The sequence below is a fragment of the Mycobacterium sp. 155 genome, assembly GCF_000373905.1.
Taxonomy (GTDB): Bacteria; Actinomycetota; Actinomycetes; order Mycobacteriales; family Mycobacteriaceae; genus Mycobacterium.
Map to the genome: position 1 here is coordinate 31873 of NZ_KB892706.1, position 19112 is coordinate 50984.

22 protein-coding genes and 1 pseudogene are annotated in these 19112 nt (G+C 63.4%); 12 read left to right on the forward strand and 11 right to left on the reverse strand.

Annotated features, from left to right (window positions below; all coding sequences use genetic code 11):
• Window positions 1-185: 185 nt before the first annotated feature.
• A pseudogene (locus B133_RS23140) lies at window positions 186-407 on the reverse strand (hypothetical protein); the annotation flags it as partial.
• A gap of 204 nt (window positions 408-611) precedes the next feature.
• Here B133_RS23140 and B133_RS0121540 point away from each other — a divergent pair.
• Window positions 612-794, forward strand: a complete 183-nt coding sequence (locus B133_RS0121540) for a DUF1508 domain-containing protein (RefSeq protein WP_026256736.1) — start codon at window positions 612-614, stop codon at window positions 792-794.
• A 324-nt stretch (window positions 795-1118) separates the two neighbouring features.
• Here the strand turns inward: B133_RS0121540 and B133_RS24545 are convergent, their stop codons facing one another.
• The 3 genes from B133_RS24545 to B133_RS0121560 are packed head-to-tail and all read right to left on the reverse strand — an operon-like array spanning window position 1119 to window position 2853.
• A complete protein-coding gene (locus tag B133_RS24545; protein ID WP_157626073.1) occupies window positions 1119-1976 on the reverse strand; it encodes a class I SAM-dependent methyltransferase in 858 nt (285 codons plus the stop codon).
• Window positions 1973-2590 carry a sulfocyanin-like copper-binding protein gene (locus B133_RS0121555; protein ID WP_026256737.1) on the reverse strand — a complete coding sequence of 206 codons (618 nt, stop codon included), beginning with the start codon at window positions 2588-2590 and terminating at the stop codon, window positions 1973-1975. The genes B133_RS24545 and B133_RS0121555 overlap by 4 nt, the downstream gene beginning before the upstream one ends.
• 5 nt (window positions 2591-2595) lie before the next feature.
• Window positions 2596-2853 (reverse strand): SHOCT domain-containing protein, encoded by a 258-nt coding sequence (locus B133_RS0121560; RefSeq protein WP_018604127.1) that lies wholly within the window; start codon window positions 2851-2853, stop codon window positions 2596-2598.
• Window positions 2854-3238: 385 nt separating this feature from the next.
• Here B133_RS0121560 and B133_RS0121565 point away from each other — a divergent pair, with 385 nt between their 5' ends.
• From B133_RS0121565 to B133_RS25085, 3 genes are all read left to right on the forward strand, one after another.
• Window positions 3239-3748: a hypothetical protein gene (locus tag B133_RS0121565; protein WP_026256738.1), complete on the forward strand. Its 510-nt coding sequence runs from the start codon at window positions 3239-3241 to the stop codon at window positions 3746-3748.
• A 489-nt stretch (window positions 3749-4237) separates the two neighbouring features.
• Window positions 4238-4645 (forward strand): hypothetical protein, encoded by a 408-nt coding sequence (locus tag B133_RS0121570; RefSeq protein WP_018604131.1) that lies wholly within the window; start codon window positions 4238-4240, stop codon window positions 4643-4645.
• Window positions 4646-4813: 168 nt separating this feature from the next.
• On the forward strand, window positions 4814-4984 hold the full coding sequence (locus B133_RS25085; protein ID WP_232423386.1) for a 4Fe-4S binding protein: 171 nt from the start codon (window positions 4814-4816) through the stop codon (window positions 4982-4984).
• Window positions 4985-5181: 197 nt separating this feature from the next.
• Here B133_RS25085 and B133_RS0121580 read toward each other — a convergent pair whose 3' ends face one another.
• The 6 genes from B133_RS0121580 to B133_RS0121605 form a co-directional block, all read right to left on the reverse strand.
• Window positions 5182-6054 (reverse strand): polysaccharide deacetylase family protein, encoded by an 873-nt coding sequence (locus tag B133_RS0121580; protein ID WP_051088157.1) that lies wholly within the window; start codon window positions 6052-6054, stop codon window positions 5182-5184.
• A gap of 174 nt (window positions 6055-6228) precedes the next feature.
• Window positions 6229-7125 (reverse strand): M56 family metallopeptidase, encoded by an 897-nt coding sequence (locus B133_RS0121585; protein ID WP_036419819.1) that lies wholly within the window; start codon window positions 7123-7125, stop codon window positions 6229-6231.
• Window positions 7126-7130: 5 nt separating this feature from the next.
• The gene (locus B133_RS0121590; protein WP_018604136.1) at window positions 7131-7556 is read right to left on the reverse strand and encodes a BlaI/MecI/CopY family transcriptional regulator; all 426 of its coding nucleotides are present in this window, start codon (window positions 7554-7556) and stop codon (window positions 7131-7133) included.
• Window positions 7557-7614: 58 nt separating this feature from the next.
• On the reverse strand, window positions 7615-8118 hold the full coding sequence (locus B133_RS0121595; RefSeq protein ID WP_018604137.1) for a hypothetical protein: 504 nt from the start codon (window positions 8116-8118) through the stop codon (window positions 7615-7617).
• A 110-nt stretch (window positions 8119-8228) separates the two neighbouring features.
• Window positions 8229-9101: a PPK2 family polyphosphate kinase gene (locus B133_RS0121600; protein ID WP_018604138.1), complete on the reverse strand. Its 873-nt coding sequence runs from the start codon at window positions 9099-9101 to the stop codon at window positions 8229-8231.
• 174 nt (window positions 9102-9275) lie between these two features.
• On the reverse strand, window positions 9276-10214 hold the full coding sequence (locus B133_RS0121605; protein WP_036419762.1) for an Ig-like domain-containing protein: 939 nt from the start codon (window positions 10212-10214) through the stop codon (window positions 9276-9278).
• Window positions 10215-10601: 387 nt separating this feature from the next.
• Here B133_RS0121605 and B133_RS0121610 point away from each other — a divergent pair, with 387 nt between their 5' ends.
• On the forward strand, window positions 10602-11822 hold the full coding sequence (locus B133_RS0121610; protein ID WP_026256742.1) for an Ig-like domain-containing protein: 1221 nt from the start codon (window positions 10602-10604) through the stop codon (window positions 11820-11822).
• A gap of 47 nt (window positions 11823-11869) precedes the next feature.
• Here B133_RS0121610 and B133_RS0121615 read toward each other — a convergent pair whose 3' ends face one another.
• A complete protein-coding gene (locus B133_RS0121615) occupies window positions 11870-12127 on the reverse strand; it encodes a hypothetical protein (RefSeq protein ID WP_036419765.1) in 258 nt (85 codons plus the stop codon).
• Between the two features lie 291 nt (window positions 12128-12418).
• Between B133_RS0121615 and B133_RS0121620 the strand changes: the two genes are divergently transcribed.
• The 7 genes from B133_RS0121620 to B133_RS0121650 all read left to right on the forward strand — a co-directional run bounded on the left by B133_RS0121620 (window position 12419) and on the right by B133_RS0121650 (window position 18997).
• Window positions 12419-12712 (forward strand): metal-sensitive transcriptional regulator, encoded by a 294-nt coding sequence (locus B133_RS0121620; RefSeq protein ID WP_018604142.1) that lies wholly within the window; start codon window positions 12419-12421, stop codon window positions 12710-12712.
• A 154-nt stretch (window positions 12713-12866) separates the two neighbouring features.
• Window positions 12867-13112, forward strand: a complete 246-nt coding sequence (locus B133_RS0121625) for a heavy-metal-associated domain-containing protein (RefSeq protein WP_018604144.1) — start codon at window positions 12867-12869, stop codon at window positions 13110-13112.
• Between the two features lie 39 nt (window positions 13113-13151).
• Entirely contained in the window at window positions 13152-15473 is a 2322-nt protein-coding gene (locus B133_RS0121630; RefSeq protein ID WP_026256743.1) for a cation-translocating P-type ATPase, read from the forward strand.
• A gap of 332 nt (window positions 15474-15805) precedes the next feature.
• Entirely contained in the window at window positions 15806-16030 is a 225-nt protein-coding gene (locus tag B133_RS0121635) for a DUF2933 domain-containing protein (protein ID WP_018604147.1), read from the forward strand.
• 34 nt (window positions 16031-16064) lie between these two features.
• Window positions 16065-16757, forward strand: coding sequence for an isoprenylcysteine carboxylmethyltransferase family protein (locus B133_RS0121640; protein WP_018604148.1), 693 nt, complete (start codon window positions 16065-16067; stop codon window positions 16755-16757).
• Window positions 16758-16772: 15 nt separating this feature from the next.
• Window positions 16773-17489, forward strand: a complete 717-nt coding sequence (locus B133_RS0121645; protein WP_018604149.1) for an ATP-binding cassette domain-containing protein — start codon at window positions 16773-16775, stop codon at window positions 17487-17489.
• Window positions 17486-18997: an ABC transporter permease gene (locus tag B133_RS0121650; RefSeq protein WP_018604150.1), complete on the forward strand. Its 1512-nt coding sequence runs from the start codon at window positions 17486-17488 to the stop codon at window positions 18995-18997. Before B133_RS0121645 ends, B133_RS0121650 begins: the two co-directional genes overlap by 4 nt.
• Window positions 18998-19112 lie beyond the last annotated feature (115 nt).

The window sequence follows — 19112 nt, forward strand, 5'->3', positions numbered from 1 at the left end:
CATGGGTCCGCATCGGGACAATGATGATGATTGGCGGCAACCAGTTCATCCGCGAGTGTGGACGCATCCGGCCGCTTTGGACGCGAATGGGACTCTTGACTGATTGCTTGTGGCGCGAAAGGCGTTCGCGATAACGAAAACTGGGTTGCCAGCCCGCCTACACGCGCTTTCCGACTGCGCCAGATTCATCGGCTCGGACCGGTAACGTCGAGTTCGGTGTACATGCCCGCCCAGTAGTGGCCGGCGATGTTGCAGATCAGCTCGTAGCGTCCGGGGGGCAGGGTGATAGCGGTCCAGCCGCTCGCCCCGGCAGCGATGCCGTAAGGGGCGATGTTCATACCTTCACCGACACCGCAGGTGCGAGAAGCTTCACCCAGGCTGCCGGTCTCGTCCACCTTGCCTGGCGGGGCCTGGCCACTCGCTACGACAAGCTGGCCATCGTCTACCGCGCCGCAGCCATTCTCAGAGCAATCACGATCTGGCTGCCCTATCTGTCAGACACGCCCTAGGGGGGCCGACCTGCTGTGGCACTTATTTGATGTTGTCGACGGCAATACCAATTACCCTCAACCGTCACGGTGTTCGGAACCCGCGCGGCGAAGGGACTGGCGATGGCCGGCAAGTTCGATATCACCAAGGACAAGGCAGGTAAGTTCCGGTTCCGCCTCAAGGCCGGCACCGGGGAGATCATCGCCGTGTCTGAGGCGTACGAAACAATCGCCAGCGCCAAGAACGGCGTCGAGTCGGTGAAGAAGAACGCAGCCGAGGCCGCTCTTGTTGACCTGACCGACTAAGGCGCGCGCCTGCTCAGCGGTGAGACGTGGCAGACCGCGTCGGAGGGCTGCTGAATAACCGACGGGTCAGCGTGGCCGCTAGTAAACATCAGGCGACCGAACCGGCGGACCGGGCGGGGCGGCGGCTTTGTCAGTTAGTGTTGAGGAACCGGGGGCAGATGGGGGTGGACTTTGCCGCGGTGTAGGAGCGAACAAGCGGGCGCAGACGCCCACGGATCTGATCACGGTGATCCAGGCAAAGTCGATGGAGGCGTCAGTGCGGAGTCATCACCAGAGGATTGCACGATCTGGTAGAGGGGTTTCGGGCGGCGACCCAAGACGACCTCAGCTCTCGTCCGGCGGTGGGTCGGCGAGTTCCACGTGCCAACCCGATTTGGTCAGCAGAATTGGGCGGGCGGCCTCCACCGGAACCTCCGAAGGCGCATTTTTGCGATCTTGCCAAATGATGACCACATCCGATGAATCGGGGCCGTGTCCTATTTCGCTGGAATCATAGGGGATATCCGTTGCGGATACTCGTTGCAGGAGCGGCGAGTGATCGAAGATTTCGCCCCACACCGGATTGTAGGAAATAATGTAGATGGTCCTAGTTTCCTGGCTGAGCGCGGTTTCTATATTGCTGCGGAGACGCTCGGTGAGATTCTTACCAAACGGGTTGAAAAGATACACGACGAGATCTCCGCTGGGTAAGTTGTGGATATCGAGTGCATCACCTGTGATGACGGTGATCGGCGTCCGTCCGGGCTGCTCGTGCGCTATAACCGCCGCGTTCTGCTCGGCGATCCGCGCAAGTTCCGGAGATATTTCGATCCCGACTACAGATCGAAATGCGAATTCACTGGCGACGATTAATGCGCGCCCTTTTCCGCAGCCGATATCGACGAAAGCAGCTCTTTCCGGATTGGGTATCGCACTCAGTGCAGCCCGTATGATGCTTGGCTGTGAACCACCGTATCCGGTATTCGAGTTCGGATCACCTCCTGGCCCCAACCCCAATACGGTGCCCTGCAGGTGTCCGCTGGTGTCGACATGATACTGCGTGTCAAATGGATGAACCGGATTGAGCCGCGTGGACTTGCGGTCATAATACCTAAACAGGACTCGACGAACCGGCTCGAACCTGGAAGCACGATGAACTACGGGCTGTAGCCGGCGGAAAATCTGATGTCGCCAGGGTGTCATCGGGGTTGACCGGTGACGTCGAGTTCGGTGTACATGCCCGCCCAGTAGTGGCCGGCGATGTTGCAGATCAGCTCGTAGCGTCCGGGGGGCAGGGTGATGGTGGTCCAGCCGCTCGCCCCGGCAGCGATGCCGTAAGGGGCGATGTTCATACCTTCACCGGCACCGCAGGTGCGAGAAGCTTCACCCAGGCTGCCCGTCTCGTCGACCTTGCCGTCGGGACCGCTGACACGCTGCCCGGGAAGCTGGCCCTGCGGAAGTGGCAGCACGACGACCTCGTGGGTCAGCGCACCTTTGTTGCGTACCCGCAGCGACACCTGTCCCGCCGGGACTGTGGACGGGTTGACGAAGACCCGCGTCGTTCCCCTGGGGGGCCACGGGTATCCGTTGTTGTTCGCGCCCGGGCCGTAGGGGCCGTTGCCCATCATGCCCGGCCCCATCATGCCTCCCATGTCGGTGAGGGTGACGTCAACCACTGTGCCGGACAACGCCGGCGCCGCGCAGGATCGTGAACCGGCGAACGGCCCAAAGGCGGCCAACGAGGCCGTGCTCGCGATTCCGAGCGCGACGGCGGCAATCGCGATGATCAGCGCCAGCCGCACACGGTGAGAGCCCACCGCGATCACCGGTGATCACGCAGCAGCGCCATGCGCTGCCGATACTCCTCGGCGTCGATCTCGCCACGAGCGAAGCGTTCGTGGAGCAGATCCTCGGCCCGCGTCGGCCCGGAAACCGGCGGACGGGTGCTGTGGCGTGAATCGCCAACATAGCGAATGGCAAACACGATCGCAGTGATCACGAGCGCCCAGAACGCCACCATCCCAACCGTCATCAGGATCCAACCGCCCCATCCCCAGCCGTCACCGCCGTACCACATCATCGTCGTCCGCTCCCTTCCTAGAGGCGAAGCCGCACTGCGGCGAACTTCTCATGCACGAGGTCCGACACCGACGTCGCACCAGCGACCCATAGCAGAGCCTTGCGGCACATCGTGGTCGTCGGCCTCGTACTAACTCCAACAGTGCGCACCGATCACGATGAATCGATGAGGATTCTGTAAAGATTCGCTCAAGAAACCGCGCCGCGGGCACAGGCCGCGTCGTTGGCGCCGCGACTGCGTGGCAGACAACTGAACGAATAACACCTGCAGCGCGCGCGTCATCAACGTAGTTGCTTAGTACTACTCTCTATAGGACATCCTGTACGCACGCTGGGAATCGAGGGTAAACCACACCTGGCGGACCCAACCGGCGCATCATCACTGCATGGCCGGATCCGCTGAATCTCCCTCCCCGACAGTTGCCACTTCCGAGGAGCGGCCGGCGACCACGTCCTCGCGAGCGTCCGAACAGCGCAGTCGCCTGACCGCTGTCCTACTGTGGGTAGGTATCGCCGCAGGCGTTGTGTTCATCGTCGCGGTCCTGTTCTTCTCTGGGTTCTTCCTCGGCAGGCAAATAGGGTGGCATCGCGGCTACGACGGCAACAGGACGGTCCCATCCGGCACGTGCCCGATGATGGGCACTGGTGGGCAAATGCCCATGGGCCCCGGCGGGATGATGGGCCCCGGCGGGATGATGGGGCCCGGCGGCGGGATGGGTCCCGGAGGGATGACTCCTGGCGGGATGACACCCGGTGACTCGCCCCCCGGTGGGATGAGTCCCGGGAGGATGACACCCGGTGAGTCGGCCCCCGGTGGGATGACTCCCGGTGGAGCCAGCACCGACCCGCATCACCCCCCGACCTCGTCGAGCAACCCCAGCACGCCGCGTTCCTAACCGTCTGAGAAGCCCTCTCGGCGGCCGATTCTGTCTATGGTGATCAACATTGTCGACGTCGACATCCCGCTCTGCGTGGTACTCGGCTGAGCCCGTTCCATCCCATGCCATTGACTATCGCGAAGGAATGCACGTCCTGAACGAGTGGCAACGCAGTCCGGCTGCAACCGAACTCGCCAGCCTTGCCCCCGTCCGCTGCGCCCGCAGTCGCCGAGGGTTGACGCGCGCGCCGGCCTCACAGTCCGCCGCACGTCCGCCCGGTGACGCAATTTCGCGGTGGAGCGAGTCGAGTGGGTCAGGGGGTCGTCGCGGCCAGCCTCATGCGGCGACTCGGTATTCGACCGTACCGACCAACCTGCTCGCGTCGCATCGAGCCGGGGTCACCTGGTCTCGACGGATCGGCTTGTGCACTACAGCGCACTTCCACCGCGTCGCCGACGTGGTGGTCGAATCCGTTGCCACCATGCGTAGTACGGGCAGAGCTCAGCGGTGACGGCGGCTGCGTGGCTGTTTGGTGTCGGCGGTGCCATCCTCGTCGGCATCGGAGCATTCTTCATGTTGGCGCGTCCTGCTTTGCTGCCAGAGGACTTGCGCTACCTGGACCGCAGCGCCGTCGAGGTAGCCACGGCTTTGCCGCGCCTCGGCCGATGGCTGCGGTGTGTGTTCACCGTTCTCGGCGGGTACGCGGCGGCGACCGGGATCCTCACTCTTTACCTGGCCGTCACGAGCGTGCGGCACGGGAATCTGGTCACTGTGGCAGTCCTGGCGATTGCGGGCGCGTCATCGATCGGTGTCATGGCGGTGGTAAACCTTTTGTTGCACTCGGCGTTTCGCTGGCCGTTGTCAGCTCTAGCTGCAGTGTGGGTTGCGGCGACGCTGGTTGCGGTCGCGTCCTGAGGCGTGTCCAGCGCGGGCGCGAAGCGGTGTTTGCGCCTGGCTTCCGCGGCGCTCAAACCACGTCTCAGACCGCGATTCACCCAACCGTTTAGCCATGCCCGGTCGCCAGTGGTGCCAGCAGCACCGTGGAGCAACCGGCGAGCACTCAACGAGGCGGGGAACGAAATCGTGGAAGCACAATCAGGACTTCAGGCCTACGGCGTATGCCCCGACAACGCCGTCATCAAGCTCGGTCCCGGCAACCGCTACCGCATCGATTACGACTACTGCAAGGGCTGCGGCATCTGTGCCACCGAATGCCCCTGCGGTGCAATCACTATGGAGCCCGAGGAAATCTAATGTCGCACGGTCAGCCCCCGGAGTACCGACCACGGTGAGGAAGAACGCTTCGTTCGCGCGCCGGTGAAACCGTGCGATTGGTCCCCGGGAGGAGGAGATGCGGTGATCGCGGGCAGGGACGTCTCAACGGTAGGTTGCTCCGCGACTAGCCATAACGCCGGCAACACCGCCAGCGCTGCCCACCGACGGACCGACGGCTACTGCGTCGGACCACCGGGACTCTGGTTGGGGATGTCGGTAATCGGCAGATTCGGCGCCGGTTTGGGTGAGGGGGTCGCGGGCAGCGGCGGGATGCGGCCAGCGGGGATGTCGACGATGTCGTTAGCGGCTGGCCCGTTAACCCGGCTGCCGTAGCTGCTGCCGGGCGCGCGCGAACCTAGCAGGTGGCTGACGGTCACCATGTGATATCCGTTGGCGATCAGTACCGGCAAGAACTGATAGACCACATCGACGGTGCTGGAGTACGTATCGTGCAGCAGCACCACCGAGCCGGGCTTGATCTGCGTTTTCAGCATGTACACGGTGGCGGCGGTGTTGGAATCATTGATCCAGTCGAACGGGATGACGTCCCACAAGATCTCCGCCAACCCCTGCTTGCCTGCCTCGGCGCGGACCGCATCACTGGAAAGGCCACCCGCCGGGCGATACAACTGCGGCGCCCGGCCGGTCGCCGCAGCGATGACCTCCGACGCTTTACTGAGCTGGCCCGGAATGTCCTGCACGGGGATCGTGCTCATGTTCGGGTGTTCCCAGGTGTGGTTGCCGATCTCCATCCCCGCATCGGCGATACGCCGGGCTGCGCCCGGATCAGCGGCGACCTTGTTGCCGATCAGAAAGAACGTGGCCTTGGCGTTGTCAGCTGTCAAGACCTGCAGCAAGCGGTCGGTGAACGGTGTCGGTCCGTCATCGAAGGTCAAAGCCACACATTTGACCCGCGCGCAATCGACATTGTCTGGATCGGCGGCCTGTCGTTCACGCCCGGCGAGCACCATCACCGCCGCCACCACAACCAGCACCGCGGCAAGCGCACTCACCTGCCACCACAGCCGTAAACCCTTCCGGGACAACATGGTCACACCTTCAGGTCCGACGTCGCACACCGGCGGATCTCACAGATGAACCGCCAAGCTGCAGCTACCGATCTACGGTCACGCATAGTAGCTGAGGTCGTCGACGCGCACCCCCGCCCGCCCGGCGCCGGGACGTAATACTCCGGAGAGACGTCCTGCTGCTCGTGCGCCGTGTCAGAACGCGGCGCACGACACCAGCGCAGTCATAGTGAACGCGACGAACGCCAGCATCGAACCCAGCATCGCCGCACCGCACGCGGCCGTGGCCGAGCCCGCGAGCGGCCCCCGGCCTGTTGAACGTCCGCTCTCCAAGCGGGCCAGCCGCAGTCGGGTGCACTCACCAGTCATTCCCAACGCCGCTCTTGGCGCGGGAGCCCCAGCCAGCTCCTCGAGCGCGCGCCGCAGACCACCACACCCGTGCTGGCGCGCGGCCTGCGCGTCGGCGTCGAGTTCAACCAGCGTGCGAATCAATGACGGTGACTGGCGCATCAACGGTAGCCAGCTCATGCCCGCAGCCGCGGCATGCGCCGCATCGACCAACAGGTGGTGACCACGGCGCAGATGGGAACGCTCGTGTGCTAGGACCGCATCGACTGCCGCGCGGTCCAGACGCTGGGTCACCCCGCTGGTCAGCACCACCAGTGGCGGTGCGCCGGCCACGCTGTAAGCCAGCGGTTCCGAGGCCGGCAACCACAACACCCCACCGGCATCGGGCCGGGCGCCCGTCAACAGCCGCGCCAGCTCGACATGCCGCCCGTGCAGTCGGTGGCGTTCCCGACCGGACCGCCACAGCACCCAGCCACCCCGTATCACTGCGAACCCAAGCAAGACAGCACTGACGACCGCAGCCACCGATTCGACGCCTCCGGGTGAAACTTCCCGTGACGCCAACGAACAGCGGCGCACCAGTTCGCCCAGCACAGGCAACGCTATCGAGATGACCGTCGCACACATCGTCAGTGCCCAAACTGCGACCACCAATGACGCCTCCACACCCCGGGTCACCATGGTACGAAGCAGGCTTGGCGCCACGTTGCCCATTGCGAGGCCGACTACCGCAGACACAAACATCGCGCTCATCGCCTTCGGCGCCGTTCTTTGAGACCGCGTGACAACGCCTCCAACTCGGCTTCAGTCGCGCCACGGGCGAAGTGCAGAAGCGCCGCCGTCGGATCCCCACTGTCAGCCAGCAGGTCACGCACCGCGTCGGTGGCCGCCTGGATGCGGCTGCGTGTTGCTAGGTACGTGTAGGCACGCCCGTCAAGCTGGCGGCTCAACCATCCCTTCTGATAGAGGTTGTCCATGACGGTCATCACAGTTGTATAGGCGGGCTTGCGGTTCGGTTCGAGTTCGTCCAGAACGTCGCGGACCCGCACCGGTGCGTCAGAACGCCACACCACGTCCATGGTCACGGCTTCCAGCTCGCCGAGGCCCGGCAGCGGGCGTTGCCGCGCCGCCGGGGTCCGGCGGACACCGCGCGGAGTCTCCCGGCGAGGAGTCATCGCAGGAATCCGGGCCGGCCAACGCTCCGACCCAGGGGCGTGCACGTTCGTATCGCCGTCACTGCGGCCGGATGCCTTCCAGCGCGGATTGCGCCTGCTCGCCCGGCGTCGCGGCCACCTGCGCGCTCGGGATCGGGCATTGGGTCGGCGTGGACAGCCGTCGCCAGACTGCCCAGCCCAACAACGCCAGCGAGGCCACAGCAATCAGCGGCTGGAGCGGTGCCCACACTGACAGCGCACCGCTGACCCCCAGTGCGGCGACAACGAGCTTGTTGCACACCGGACAGCCCACCGCTAATAACGATGCAACATTGGCGAACACGCCCGCCCGGGCTGGTGAGAGCTTCTCGTGAGCCGGGCGCCGCACGTAACTCGCCACGAGCAACCCGGTGAGCGCTGCGGTGATCACCCAGACCGCATAGCTCCACCACGGCACCGGCGTCATACGCAGAAAAAACGGATTGGAGATCAGCGCGCTCGGGACGGCTACCACAACCGCTGCGCCCAATGCCGCGAGCACCGCGACGGCCCACTGCAGCAAGGTCCACCCGCGTATCGTCATATCTCAGCCTGTCCTAACCCCGCCGATATCTACTAGGCGCAATAGTAGACGACGTCACCTCGACGTTGATGGCCGCTGACGGACGGCTTGAGACAAGCCCAGGTCTGATCTCAACTGCGCTCCAATCGCGCTATCTCTTCGTCGATGTCATAGTGCGCCGACGGCCACGACAAATTCATCGATTCGAGTGCCGCGATCAGCAATTCCATCACGGTGATGCGGCTATACCACTTGTGATCGCTGGGGACGACATACCAAGGGGCGACCTCGGTTGATGTTTTGTCTAGCAGTGCCTGGTAAGCGTCCCGGTACGCGGGCCACAGCAAGCGATCGTCGACGTCTCGGGGACTGAATTTCCAGTACTTGTGCGGGTCTTGAAGGCGGTCGAGCAGCCTCTGCCTTTGCTCGTCCAGGGAAATGAACATTGCCACTTTGACGATGACAGTGCCCTGGTCAGCCACCTGCTCTTCGAATTCGTTGATCTCACAGTACCGACCCTGCCACACCTCCTCAGGGACGAGCTTCCGAACTCGAGCCACGAGGACGTCCTCATAATGTGAGCGGTCGAATACCCCGATGTGTCCAAGGCGCGGCAAGGCCTTGTGGACACGCCATAAGAAGTGATGCTGGCGTTCCTCGCTGGACGGCACCCCGAAGGGCGCATGATCGACGCCTTCGGGGTTGACCGTGCCAAGCACATGGCGAATGATTCCACCCTTTCCAGCAGCGTCCATGCCCTGCAGTACCAGAAGTACCGCGCGACCATTACCTGCCACCGCATTGGCGTAGAGCTTCTCCTGCAAGGTATGTAGACGCTTGCCCCTGTCCTGCAGGAGTCCCACCGCGTCGGACTTGCTTCCGACGAACCCCGGAGTAGCGGAAGTGTCGAGATCGGCCAGCGAAAATATGCCGGGAATCGGGCGCAGCAGACGAACCGGTGAGACGTCCCAGCCCGAAGCGGCCGCCTCAATACGTGCCCCCATGTCACGAACCCCCTTCGAGTGCCAACTGCTCCTCCGCCTGCGGGGCATACCATCTCGGGCCGCCGACACAAGTGCGGCCTTCGCCGGAACGATTCGGGCTCGCGGGCGCGAGTGCGGCGATGAGAGGCGTGGCGCACCGTCCGAAGAGGATCACCATAAGCCTCCCAGAACTGATCAGATCTGCCAGTCTTGTGCACCGTCGTTCTGGTTGTAGGTGCCCACAGAGTTCTTCACGACGACGGCGTCGCCACTGCCGAAATGATCAAAGAACCACTGGGCGTTGGCCGGACTGAGATTAGGGCATCCGTGGCTGACGTTGCGCTTGCCTTGGTCGGCAACCGACCACGGCGCGCTATGCACGAAGATGCCGGTGTTACTTATCCGAACGGCGTCTTGCACCTTCAGCCTGTACCCCTCGGCAGCGTCTACCGGTACGCCATACGTAGACGAGTCCATGACGATATCGGCGAACTTCTCTAGGACGTAGTAGGTGCCGTTGGGTGTTTCGTAACCCTTCTTTCCCATAGATACGGGAAATGTCTTCTCTACTGCGCCGTTGCGCGCGATCGTCATCTGGTGGATCTTGTCGTCGATTGTCGCGATCAGGGAGTCACCCGTGCGGAACGTGGATCTCGTGCCGGCGGCGGCGATCGATACCGTCGTATTCGCGGGCCAGAGGTCGAGAGGGCGCCAGCGCAGCTGCGTATCGCTCATCCAATAGAACTTGCCTGGCACCGGGGGATCCGACGAGATGTGGACTGCTTGCTCTGCCATGACCCGGTCGGCGATAGGCCGTTGGAAATTGATGATGATCGGCTTGGCCACACCGACCAGCGAGCCGTTGGCCGGGTTGAACGACGGGGGCAGGAAAGGTGGTGGGCCTACAAAGGGAGCGGAGTTCTGCCCCGCCGGAGTCTCCACCCCGGTGAACGGATTCTCATTCGACGGTCCCACGATCGCCGATGGCTCGTGAGCTTCAAGTCCATCCGGTCCCGTTACGGTTGCTGAGTCGTTCTGCACGAGATCCGGGTCCGCGAACGCCAACGGGCTGCCCACGAGCAAGCCCATCGTGATGATGACAGCGGTCAATGTGACAGAACGAGAACGCCGCACTGGATCACACCTCCAGGTTCCATACATCCGGTGCGGGCACCTCGCCGTTCAGCTTCAGGCCCAGCCGGGAGCGCAACGCCGACAAGCGTTACCCGCCATGACGAGCCTCCATTTGCCAGCCTGCACCTCCTCATCTCCCAAAACCTACTGACAAGGACAGTACGTTGCAAGGAAGTAGCGACTTTGTCACCGCTGCGGCATCGCTGGAGGGCACGCCGTCCGACCTTCGGTCGCGATCCGCTTGGAACGCCACTTCTACTATGTTGTTTCGTAGGAAGACGTTGAACGCACTCGAAGCCACCGCTGCGGCGCGGCTTTCTCCATTCGGAGCTCAAGGGAGCCACATTGCACATACATCGCCGAACATGGGCAACGGTGCTCGGCGTGATGCTCGTCGGCATTGGACTACTCGGTGCGGTAACCGTGATGTCGCGAGACGTTTGCACCGCAGACTGTCCGGCGGCGCAGACCAAGATCGACAGCGCCATCCCCTCGCCCACACCAGCTCCGGCCGCGACCGATACATCACCGCGAGACGGCGCCCAAGAGGTGGATCCGTTGGGACCGGTGACGGTGACCGCGACGGCGGGTCGGTTGACCACGGTCACGATGGTCAACGAGGCCGGCGTTTCAGTGCCCGGGATCATGACGCCCGACAACACCGTCTGGAAGCCCACTGTCCCGCTGGGTTATGGTCGGCTCTACACGCTCACGGTAACCGCCGAAGGCACCGATGGTCGACCAGCCACACGCAACTCGTCGTTCTCTACCCTCACTCCTCGGAATCAAACGAAGGCTTACCTGACCACCACAGCCGGAACACCGATACGGGAGGGCGGCAGCTACGGCATCGGCATGGTTGTCGTAGCGCATTTCGATGAACCGATTGTCGACCGAGCGGCCGCCGAGCGGCGACTGAAGGTGAAAACCTCTCCGCCGGTTCAGGGTTCGTGGTACTGGCTGGATGACCAGAACGCGCACTGGCGTCCCCAGCGGTACTTCGCGCCAGGCACCGAAGTGACCGCGTCGGCAAACATCTACGGGGCTCCACTCGGGGGAGGATTGTACGGCCAGGAGGACAGCACAGTCACCTTCACCATCGGTGATGCACACGTTTCGGTCGCCGACGATACGACGAAGCAGGTCAGCGTCTACGAAAACGGCGTGTTGGTCCGCACCATGCCTACCTCGATGGGAATGGGCGGCACTGAAACAATTGGTGGACAAACCATTTCGTTTTGGACCCAGCCTGGGGTCTACTCAGTACTGGACAAGGCCAATCCGGTGATCATGGACTCGTCAACCTATGGCTTGCCAATCAACTCTCGACTGGGATATCGCGAGACCATCAAGTACGCCACCCGGATCAGTACGGACGGCATTTACCTGCATCAGCTCGAGAGCACAGTCTGGGCGCAGGGAAACACCAACGTGTCGCACGGCTGCCTGAACCTCAACGCGGAAAACGCCAAATGGTTCTATGAGTTCTCGCAACCGGGCGACATCGTGGAGGTGCGCAACACCGGCGGCGAACCGTTAGAGATCTGGCAGAACGGCGATTGGAGCGTGCCGTGGGACCGATGGCTCGCCGGCAGCGCGCTGTCATAACAGGCGCGTGAGTTGCAGTGGCGGTGGGGCACTGCGCGTGTTGACAGCTAGGTCTTGGCAGCGAACCCTACAAGCAAGAAACCGCCCAAGATAAGCACGCCGGCCATCGGATACCCGATGAGCAGATCCTGCAGCCCGATGATCCGTAACCGGCCGAGGTGGGTGATCATGTGGATGACCGCCATCGCCGCCCCGACAGCCACGAATACCCAGCCTGCAATACGCCGGCGCCGCTCGCGCTGATACTCGATCGTGTACAACGACTTGGTAATCGGCCGGTCCCGCCCCATTCGTCTTTTGGGCATCCTGTGCTCCTTCGCATCAATCGACCTTGGATCTACTGGTTAATGTAGTACTAAGCCGGTTAGTACAACACGCGAAGTTCCGCGGTGCGCCGCCGGTCGATGATTCACCCGGCCGTGGCCCCACCGCCCACTCCGAGGGCGTCGGGCTCCATAACCGAGCGCCGGGGACGGTATCGCGAGGCAGGACCCGGCGCGTTCGGGATGTGCCTGATGGCCGATAACGGACGCCATCCTTGACAAGGATATACCCCATGGGGGTATATTGAGGTCGAGCTTGAAAGGAGGACGGCTTTGGATGCGCCAGCACCCGGTTACGCGGATTCGAAGGACGCCCGCCTGAAACGGCTTCGCCGCATCGAAGGGCAGGTGCGCGGTTTGGCGCGCATGGTCGAGCAGGATGCCTACTGCATCGACGTTCTCACGCAAGTCTCGGCAGCCACCAAAGCACTTGAGTCAGTGGCATTGTCGCTCCTCGACGACCATCTGTCCCACTGCGTCCATGAGGCCGTGATGCAAGGCGGTGACGTGGCCGAGCTGAAGATCAGAGAAGCCTCCGCGGCCATCGCCCGCCTGGTGCATTCCTGACGCCCCTGATCTCCCCAACCCCGCAGAAAGTAGCCACAACATGACCCAGAAGCCTGGACTCCCCCTGCCGCTGATCGCGTCCGCCCCCGGATGCGGTTGCTGCGGACCGAAACCATCAACGCCATCCTCATCGACACACGTCAAGGAGACGACCATGAACACCACCCCGGCAACCCACTCCTACGCCGTGACCGGTTTGACCTGCGGCCACTGCGTCGGCACCGTCAGTGCGGAGCTCTCGGCGCTACCCGGTGTACAGGCGGTCACCGTCGAGTTGGTCGCCGGGGGCGTCTCCACCGTCACGCTAGCCGCCGACACACCGCCGATGCCTCAGCAGGTCGCCGCTGCCCTCGATGAGGCCGGCGACTACCGCCTGGTCACTGACCCGCGACCTCGGTAGATATTCACCACGCCCAGCCCGGCAACCCAAGGACACACCATGAGCCCCACGAATCCCGCTGCCGTCGAGCAACCCCGCCGCATTGAGTTGTCGGTCGGCGGGATGACGTGCGCGTCGTGCGCAGCCCGCATCGAGAAGAAGCTGAACAAGCTCGACGGCGTCCAAGCCAGCGTCAACTACGCGACCGAAAAGGCGCAGGTGACCTACTCAGAGGCAGTGGATCCGGCGGTGCTGATCGCGACCATCGAAGCCACCGGCTACACCGCAGCTGCGCCGCCACCGCTCCAGGAAGCCGACGACCAGCCCGGCCAAGCTGGCCCAGAGGCCGGCGAGGCAGACTCGCTGCGGAGCCGACTGCTGATCTGCGCGATACTGACGGTGCCAGTGATCGCGATGTCGATGATCCCCGCACTACAGTTCAGAAACTGGCAGTGGCTCGCATTAACCTTGGCATCGCCCGTCGTGGTGTGGGGCGCGCTGCCGTTCCACCGGGCAGCGTGGACCAACGCCCGCCACCGCGCCGCCACGATGGACACGCTGATCTCGCTGGGCGTCAGCGCTGCTTACCTGTGGTCCTTATGGGCGTTGTTCATCGGACACGCCGGCATGCCGGGGATGCGGATGCCATTCACCCTGCTTCCGCAATCGGACTCTGGGATCGAGCACATCTACCTCGAAGTCGCCGCAGCGGTGACCGTGTTCATTCTGGCCGGCCGCTACTTCGAGGCGCGCGCCAAGACACAATCCGGCGCCGCGCTTCGCGCTTTGCTCCATATGGGCGCCAAAGATGTGACGGTACTGCGCGAGGGAGCCGAAATCCGCATCCCCACAGCTCAACTCAATGTCGGAGACATCTTCCTAGTGCGCCCGGGTGAGAAGATCGCTACCGACGGCGTCGTCGTGGAGGGCACCTCGGCGGTTGACGCGTCGATGCTCACCGGCGAATCAGTGCCCGTCGAAGTGCACCCAGGAGATGACGTCACCGGCGCCACCGTCAACGCCGGCGGCCGATTAGTGGTGCGCGCCAGTCGAATCGGGGCCGACACGCAGCTCGCCCAGATGGCTCGGCTGGTCGAAGAAGCCCAGAACGGCAAGGCGTCGGTGCAACGCCTGGCCGACCGGGTGTCGGGGATCTTCGTGCCCATCGTGTTGGCCCTGTCGGCGGCAACTCTGGCCGCCTGGCTGCTCACCGGCCATTCAGGAACAGTCGCCTTCACCGCAGCTGTCGCCGTGCTGATCATCGCCTGCCCCTGCGCACTCGGGTTGGCCACTCCCACGGCACTGATGGTCGGCACCGGGCGCGGCGCCCAACTCGGAATCCTTATCAAGGGCCCACAGATCCTCGAATCCACCCGCCGCGTCGACACCATCGTCTTGGATAAGACCGGCACTGTCACCACCGGCCGCATGAGTCTGATCGCGGTGCACCCGCGTGAGGGGCAGGACTCCGATGAAGTCCTCGCCTTCGCCGGGGCAGTCGAGAATGCGTCCCAACACCCGATCGCCGCGGCAATTGCCGCCGCGGCATCGGCTCAGGGCCCCCTACCTCAGGTGCAGGAGTTCTCCAGCCACAATGGCCAGGGCGTCAGCGGAGTCATCGCCAGCCACGCAGTCATGGTTGGGCGATTGAGTTGGCTCACCGAAGACTGGGCACTGGTTCCCCCAGATGACCTCACCACTGCCGCCGAACACGCCCAGTCCCAGGGCCGCACGCCGGTCTGGGTGGCCTGGGACGGCGCGGCGCGCGGCGTGATTGTCGTCGCTGACACGGTGAAGGACACCTCAGCGCAAGCTATCGAACAATTCCGCGAGCTCGGCCTGCGCCCGATCCTCCTGACAGGCGACAACCGACGTGCTGCGCTCGCAGTGGCAGAACAGGTCGGCATCGACCCCGACGACGTCATCTCCGAGGTTCTGCCCGCCGACAAAGTCGCCGCAGTCAAAACCCTTCAATCACAGGGGCGAACGGTGGCCATGGTCGGCGACGGAGTGAACGACGCCGCCGCCCTGGTGCAAGCCGATCTGGGGCTGGCGATGGGCACAGGCACCGACGTGGCCATCGAGGCATCCGACCTGACGCTGGTCCGCGGTGATCTGCGCACCGCCGCCGACGCCATTCGACTGTCCCGATCAACCCTGAAAACCATCAAGGGAAACCTATTCTGGGCATTCGCCTACAACGTGGCCGCACTCCCCCTCGCGGCCCTGGGCCTACTCAATCCGCTGATCGCCGGCGCCGCCATGGCATTCAGCTCGGTCTTCGTGGTCAGCAACAGCCTCCGCCTGAGGCGGTTCGCCAGCACCGCCACGTCCCCGAAGTCCGCCGTCGGCCCTCACGTTGCGACATCGGCATCTGCCTAGGAGCACTCAGTGATGCTACCCGGTACCACAAGCCACTCACCGCCGGAAGAGGGTGGCGAACTGGTACCGGCAGTGCTAGGACTCCGCAGGTCAGCAGCGCCAACGAGTGGGGCAACCATCACGCTGCACATGGCCTCCCCTGACCACCCGCGGGCTGCGAGGTCCTTTCCGGACACCGATCCCTGCGCCGACAGACCGCATGGGGCAATTGGTCCCTTGAGGTGGGGCCTTATGGCGTGCAAAGGCGGACCTAGTGCGGTTGGCCTGTCCACGCCAGCGGAGAAGAGTCATACACGTAGTAACTACGTACTACCGAAGGCAGGAGATTGATCATGAAGATGTTGAAGCGTCAGCACCTCGTGTGGTACGCCCTGGCACTGGGCGCAGTCGCTGTCGGTGCGTTCCTGTTCGGCGTGTCGACGTCAACAATCTTGTTGGCACTCGTTGTTCTGGTGTGCCCCTTGATGATGTTCTTCATGATGGGCGGCCATGGGGGCGGCTCTGACCACGGATCCACCGACGAGATGCAGCACACGGAGTCCACCGGACCGTCCTAGCCCAGCATCACCTCACATTCGAGAGGTCGACACGATGGCCGATTCCGCCTACGGCTTGTGGCCGCTGGTCATTGTCAATACGCTGCTGTTCGCGGCATTCGGACTGAGCTTCTTTCATCCCCGGACCAACCGCGACTGGCGCGCAATGGGGGCATACACCGCGTTCTTGGTGGCCTTGTTCACCGAGATGTACGGCATCCCGTTAACCATCTACCTGCTCGGGAGTTGGCTGGGATCGCGCTTTCCACTGCTGCGCGACACCCATGCCGGCGGGCATCTGTGGAATGACCTCATCGGTTGGACAGGCGATCCGCATCTGAGTCCATTCCATCTGGCCAGTTATGCAGCGATCGGGGGCGGGTTCTGGCTCATTGCCGTCGCATGGAGGCATCTGCACGAAGCCGCGCAACACGATCGGCTCGCCACCACTGGGCCATACGCCTGGGTGCGTCATCCGCAATACGATGGCTTCATACTGGTGATGGTCGGATTCTTGCTTCAGTGGCCCACCATTCCGACCCTTCTGATGTTCCCAGTGCTTGTGTTCATCTACGCGCGCCTGGCCCGCAGTGAAGAACGCGAAGTGGCACGCCGGTTCGGTACTGAGTGGGCCGAATATGCCGCGCGCACACCAGTGTTCATTCCCCACATCACGACTGCGTCCGGCGCCGGACCAGGGCGACTGAGCCCTACATCCGATGACATTCACCGCACCCCAAACGGGTAACCGAGGAGCGCCGCCATGGTTCATGTGAACGACACCGCGGCTGTCACGACATCGCCTGCCACTGGCGCCGATTCGCCACCAGTGCTGACCGCTGAAGGAATCGAGAAATCCTTTCGCCGCGGCCTGTGGCCAGGACATCGCCGCCAGGTATTGGGCGGCGTAGATCTGGTATTGCGAGCGGGTGAGGTCGTTGGACTGGTCGGCGAGAACGGCTCCGGCAAATCGACGATCATGAAGATCCTCGTCGGAGAACTGAGCGCTGATGCGGGCATGGTTACCCACTCGGGGGTCTTGGGTTACTGCCCGCAGCAGCCGGTTGTCTATGAGCGGCTGACATGCGATGAACACATGGAACTGTTCGCCCGCGCCTACCGTATGACCCATCAGGCCGAGAGGCGGGCACGGCGAGACCTCTACGACGCGTTGGGGTTTGAACGCTACGCCCGCACGCGAGCCGATCGACTCTCCGGGGGCACGCTGGCAAAACTCAACCTGAGCCTAGCCATGCTGGCGAACCCCCAGGTATTGCTGCTGGATGAGCCCTACGCCGGCTTTGACTGGGACACCTACCTGAAATTCTGGGACCTGGTGGCAGCGCACCGCGATGGCGGCCGCTCCGTACTGATCATCAGCCACTTCGTTGCCGACGAGCGGCGCTTTGACCGCATCGTCAAACTGTGCGATGGGCGGCTGTGTGAGGGGCAGTGCGACGCACACGAGCTGCCTCGATGACCACGGCGGTGCACGAGCAATGGCGCCCCACCTTGCTGTTGACGCGCTGCTTCATCACCGATTACGTGCGCAACCCCGTGAACGTGATCATGCTGGTGGTCGTACCTTCGATATTCGTGCTCGTCGCGGCGGGCTCGATCGCTGACGCCATGGAACTGCTGCGGGGACAGCCTGGCCTTACCACCCAGACCGCGACCGCCGGATGGGCAGCGGGGTTCCTGTCAGGTCTAGGTATGTATTTCCAGATCCGCTCTGCGCGCCGCGCTGACAAACGACTCTTGTTGGCTGGGCTGCCCCCGGCGAGACTGCTGGCGGCCCGCGCGAGCACCGGACTGCTCATGGCGATTCTCGTGTCCGGGGTTGCGCTGGCCGCGCTCGCCGCTCGTACCGGCATCGACCACCCCGGTCGAGTCATCATCGGCACCCTGCTGTTCGCTCTGATCTACCTGGCGATCGGTGCGCTTGTCGGAGTTGCGGTGACCAATCCGGTCAACGGAGCGGTCGTAATCCTGCTGATCTGGATAATCGACGTATTCGTCGGACCCGCCGGTGGTGGCGGAGATTATGTGTACACACGTTGGTTCCCAACGCATTTCGTCACGTTGTGGATGGTGGACACACCGTCGCACCATGCGGGTGAACTGGGCGATCTCGGCGTCGCCCTGGTGTGGATGGCGGTCGCGGTCTTGGTTGCAGGCGCGGTCGTCGGCGCCGGGTCGCGCATCGCCCGACCCAGCAGAGGTTCGCCCGGCCAGCTGGGCACAGCGATCCAGTTCGGTGTCGTCGATTTGATCCGCAATCCTGTGCTCTTGGTATTGCTGGTCATCGTCCCCGCGGCGTTCGTCTTGCTGGCGAAGGCGACCACTCCACAACGTCCACTGGTGGTGTCGGTCAAGGAGCAGGGTGTCATCTCCGACCAGCTGTTCTGGTTCCCCGACGTCCACGCCGGCGCCATGGCACCGATCGCGATTGGGGCGTTGGCGGCGCTCGTGGGAATGTTTGTGGTAGTCGACGCCGCCGGCGGGGATGACCGCCTTCGGTTGGCCGGTTACCGCACCAGCGTCATGGTGACTGCACGTCTTTGTGTCGTCGCTGTTGCGTGCATCGTCATCTGCGCAGCCACGTTGCTGGTGACCGCCACGGTTTATCACGCCGAACAATGGGCTGGCTATGCCGCGGCTAACCTGCTGGTAGCAGCCATCTATGCGTTGATCGGCGTCATCCTTGGACCCCTGTTGGGCAAGGTCGCCGGGGTGTTTGTAGCCTTCCTCATCCCCTTCCTGGACTTGGGTATCGTCCAAAGTCCGATGCTGCGCCCGATGCCCCCGGAGTGGGCCAAGCTACTACCCGGCTACGGCGTAACGCGGGTGTTGTTCGATACGGGGCTCACGCCACACTTCGACGAAAGTGGTTCTCTGCTAATCGGACTAGTCTGGTTGTCAGGTCTCATCGCCGTCGCTGCAGTGGTGCTCACGCGAGTCCGGCCGAAAAGGACAACCACGGCTTGATCGCAACGCAGATACGGGGACGCGAGTGTGCATCGAGTGCAGAGAGCCGAACCCGGCTCTGGTTCATCGGTGATTGCGCTTGCGGTTCAAGCGGTGTGCAGGAAGGAACGGGGAA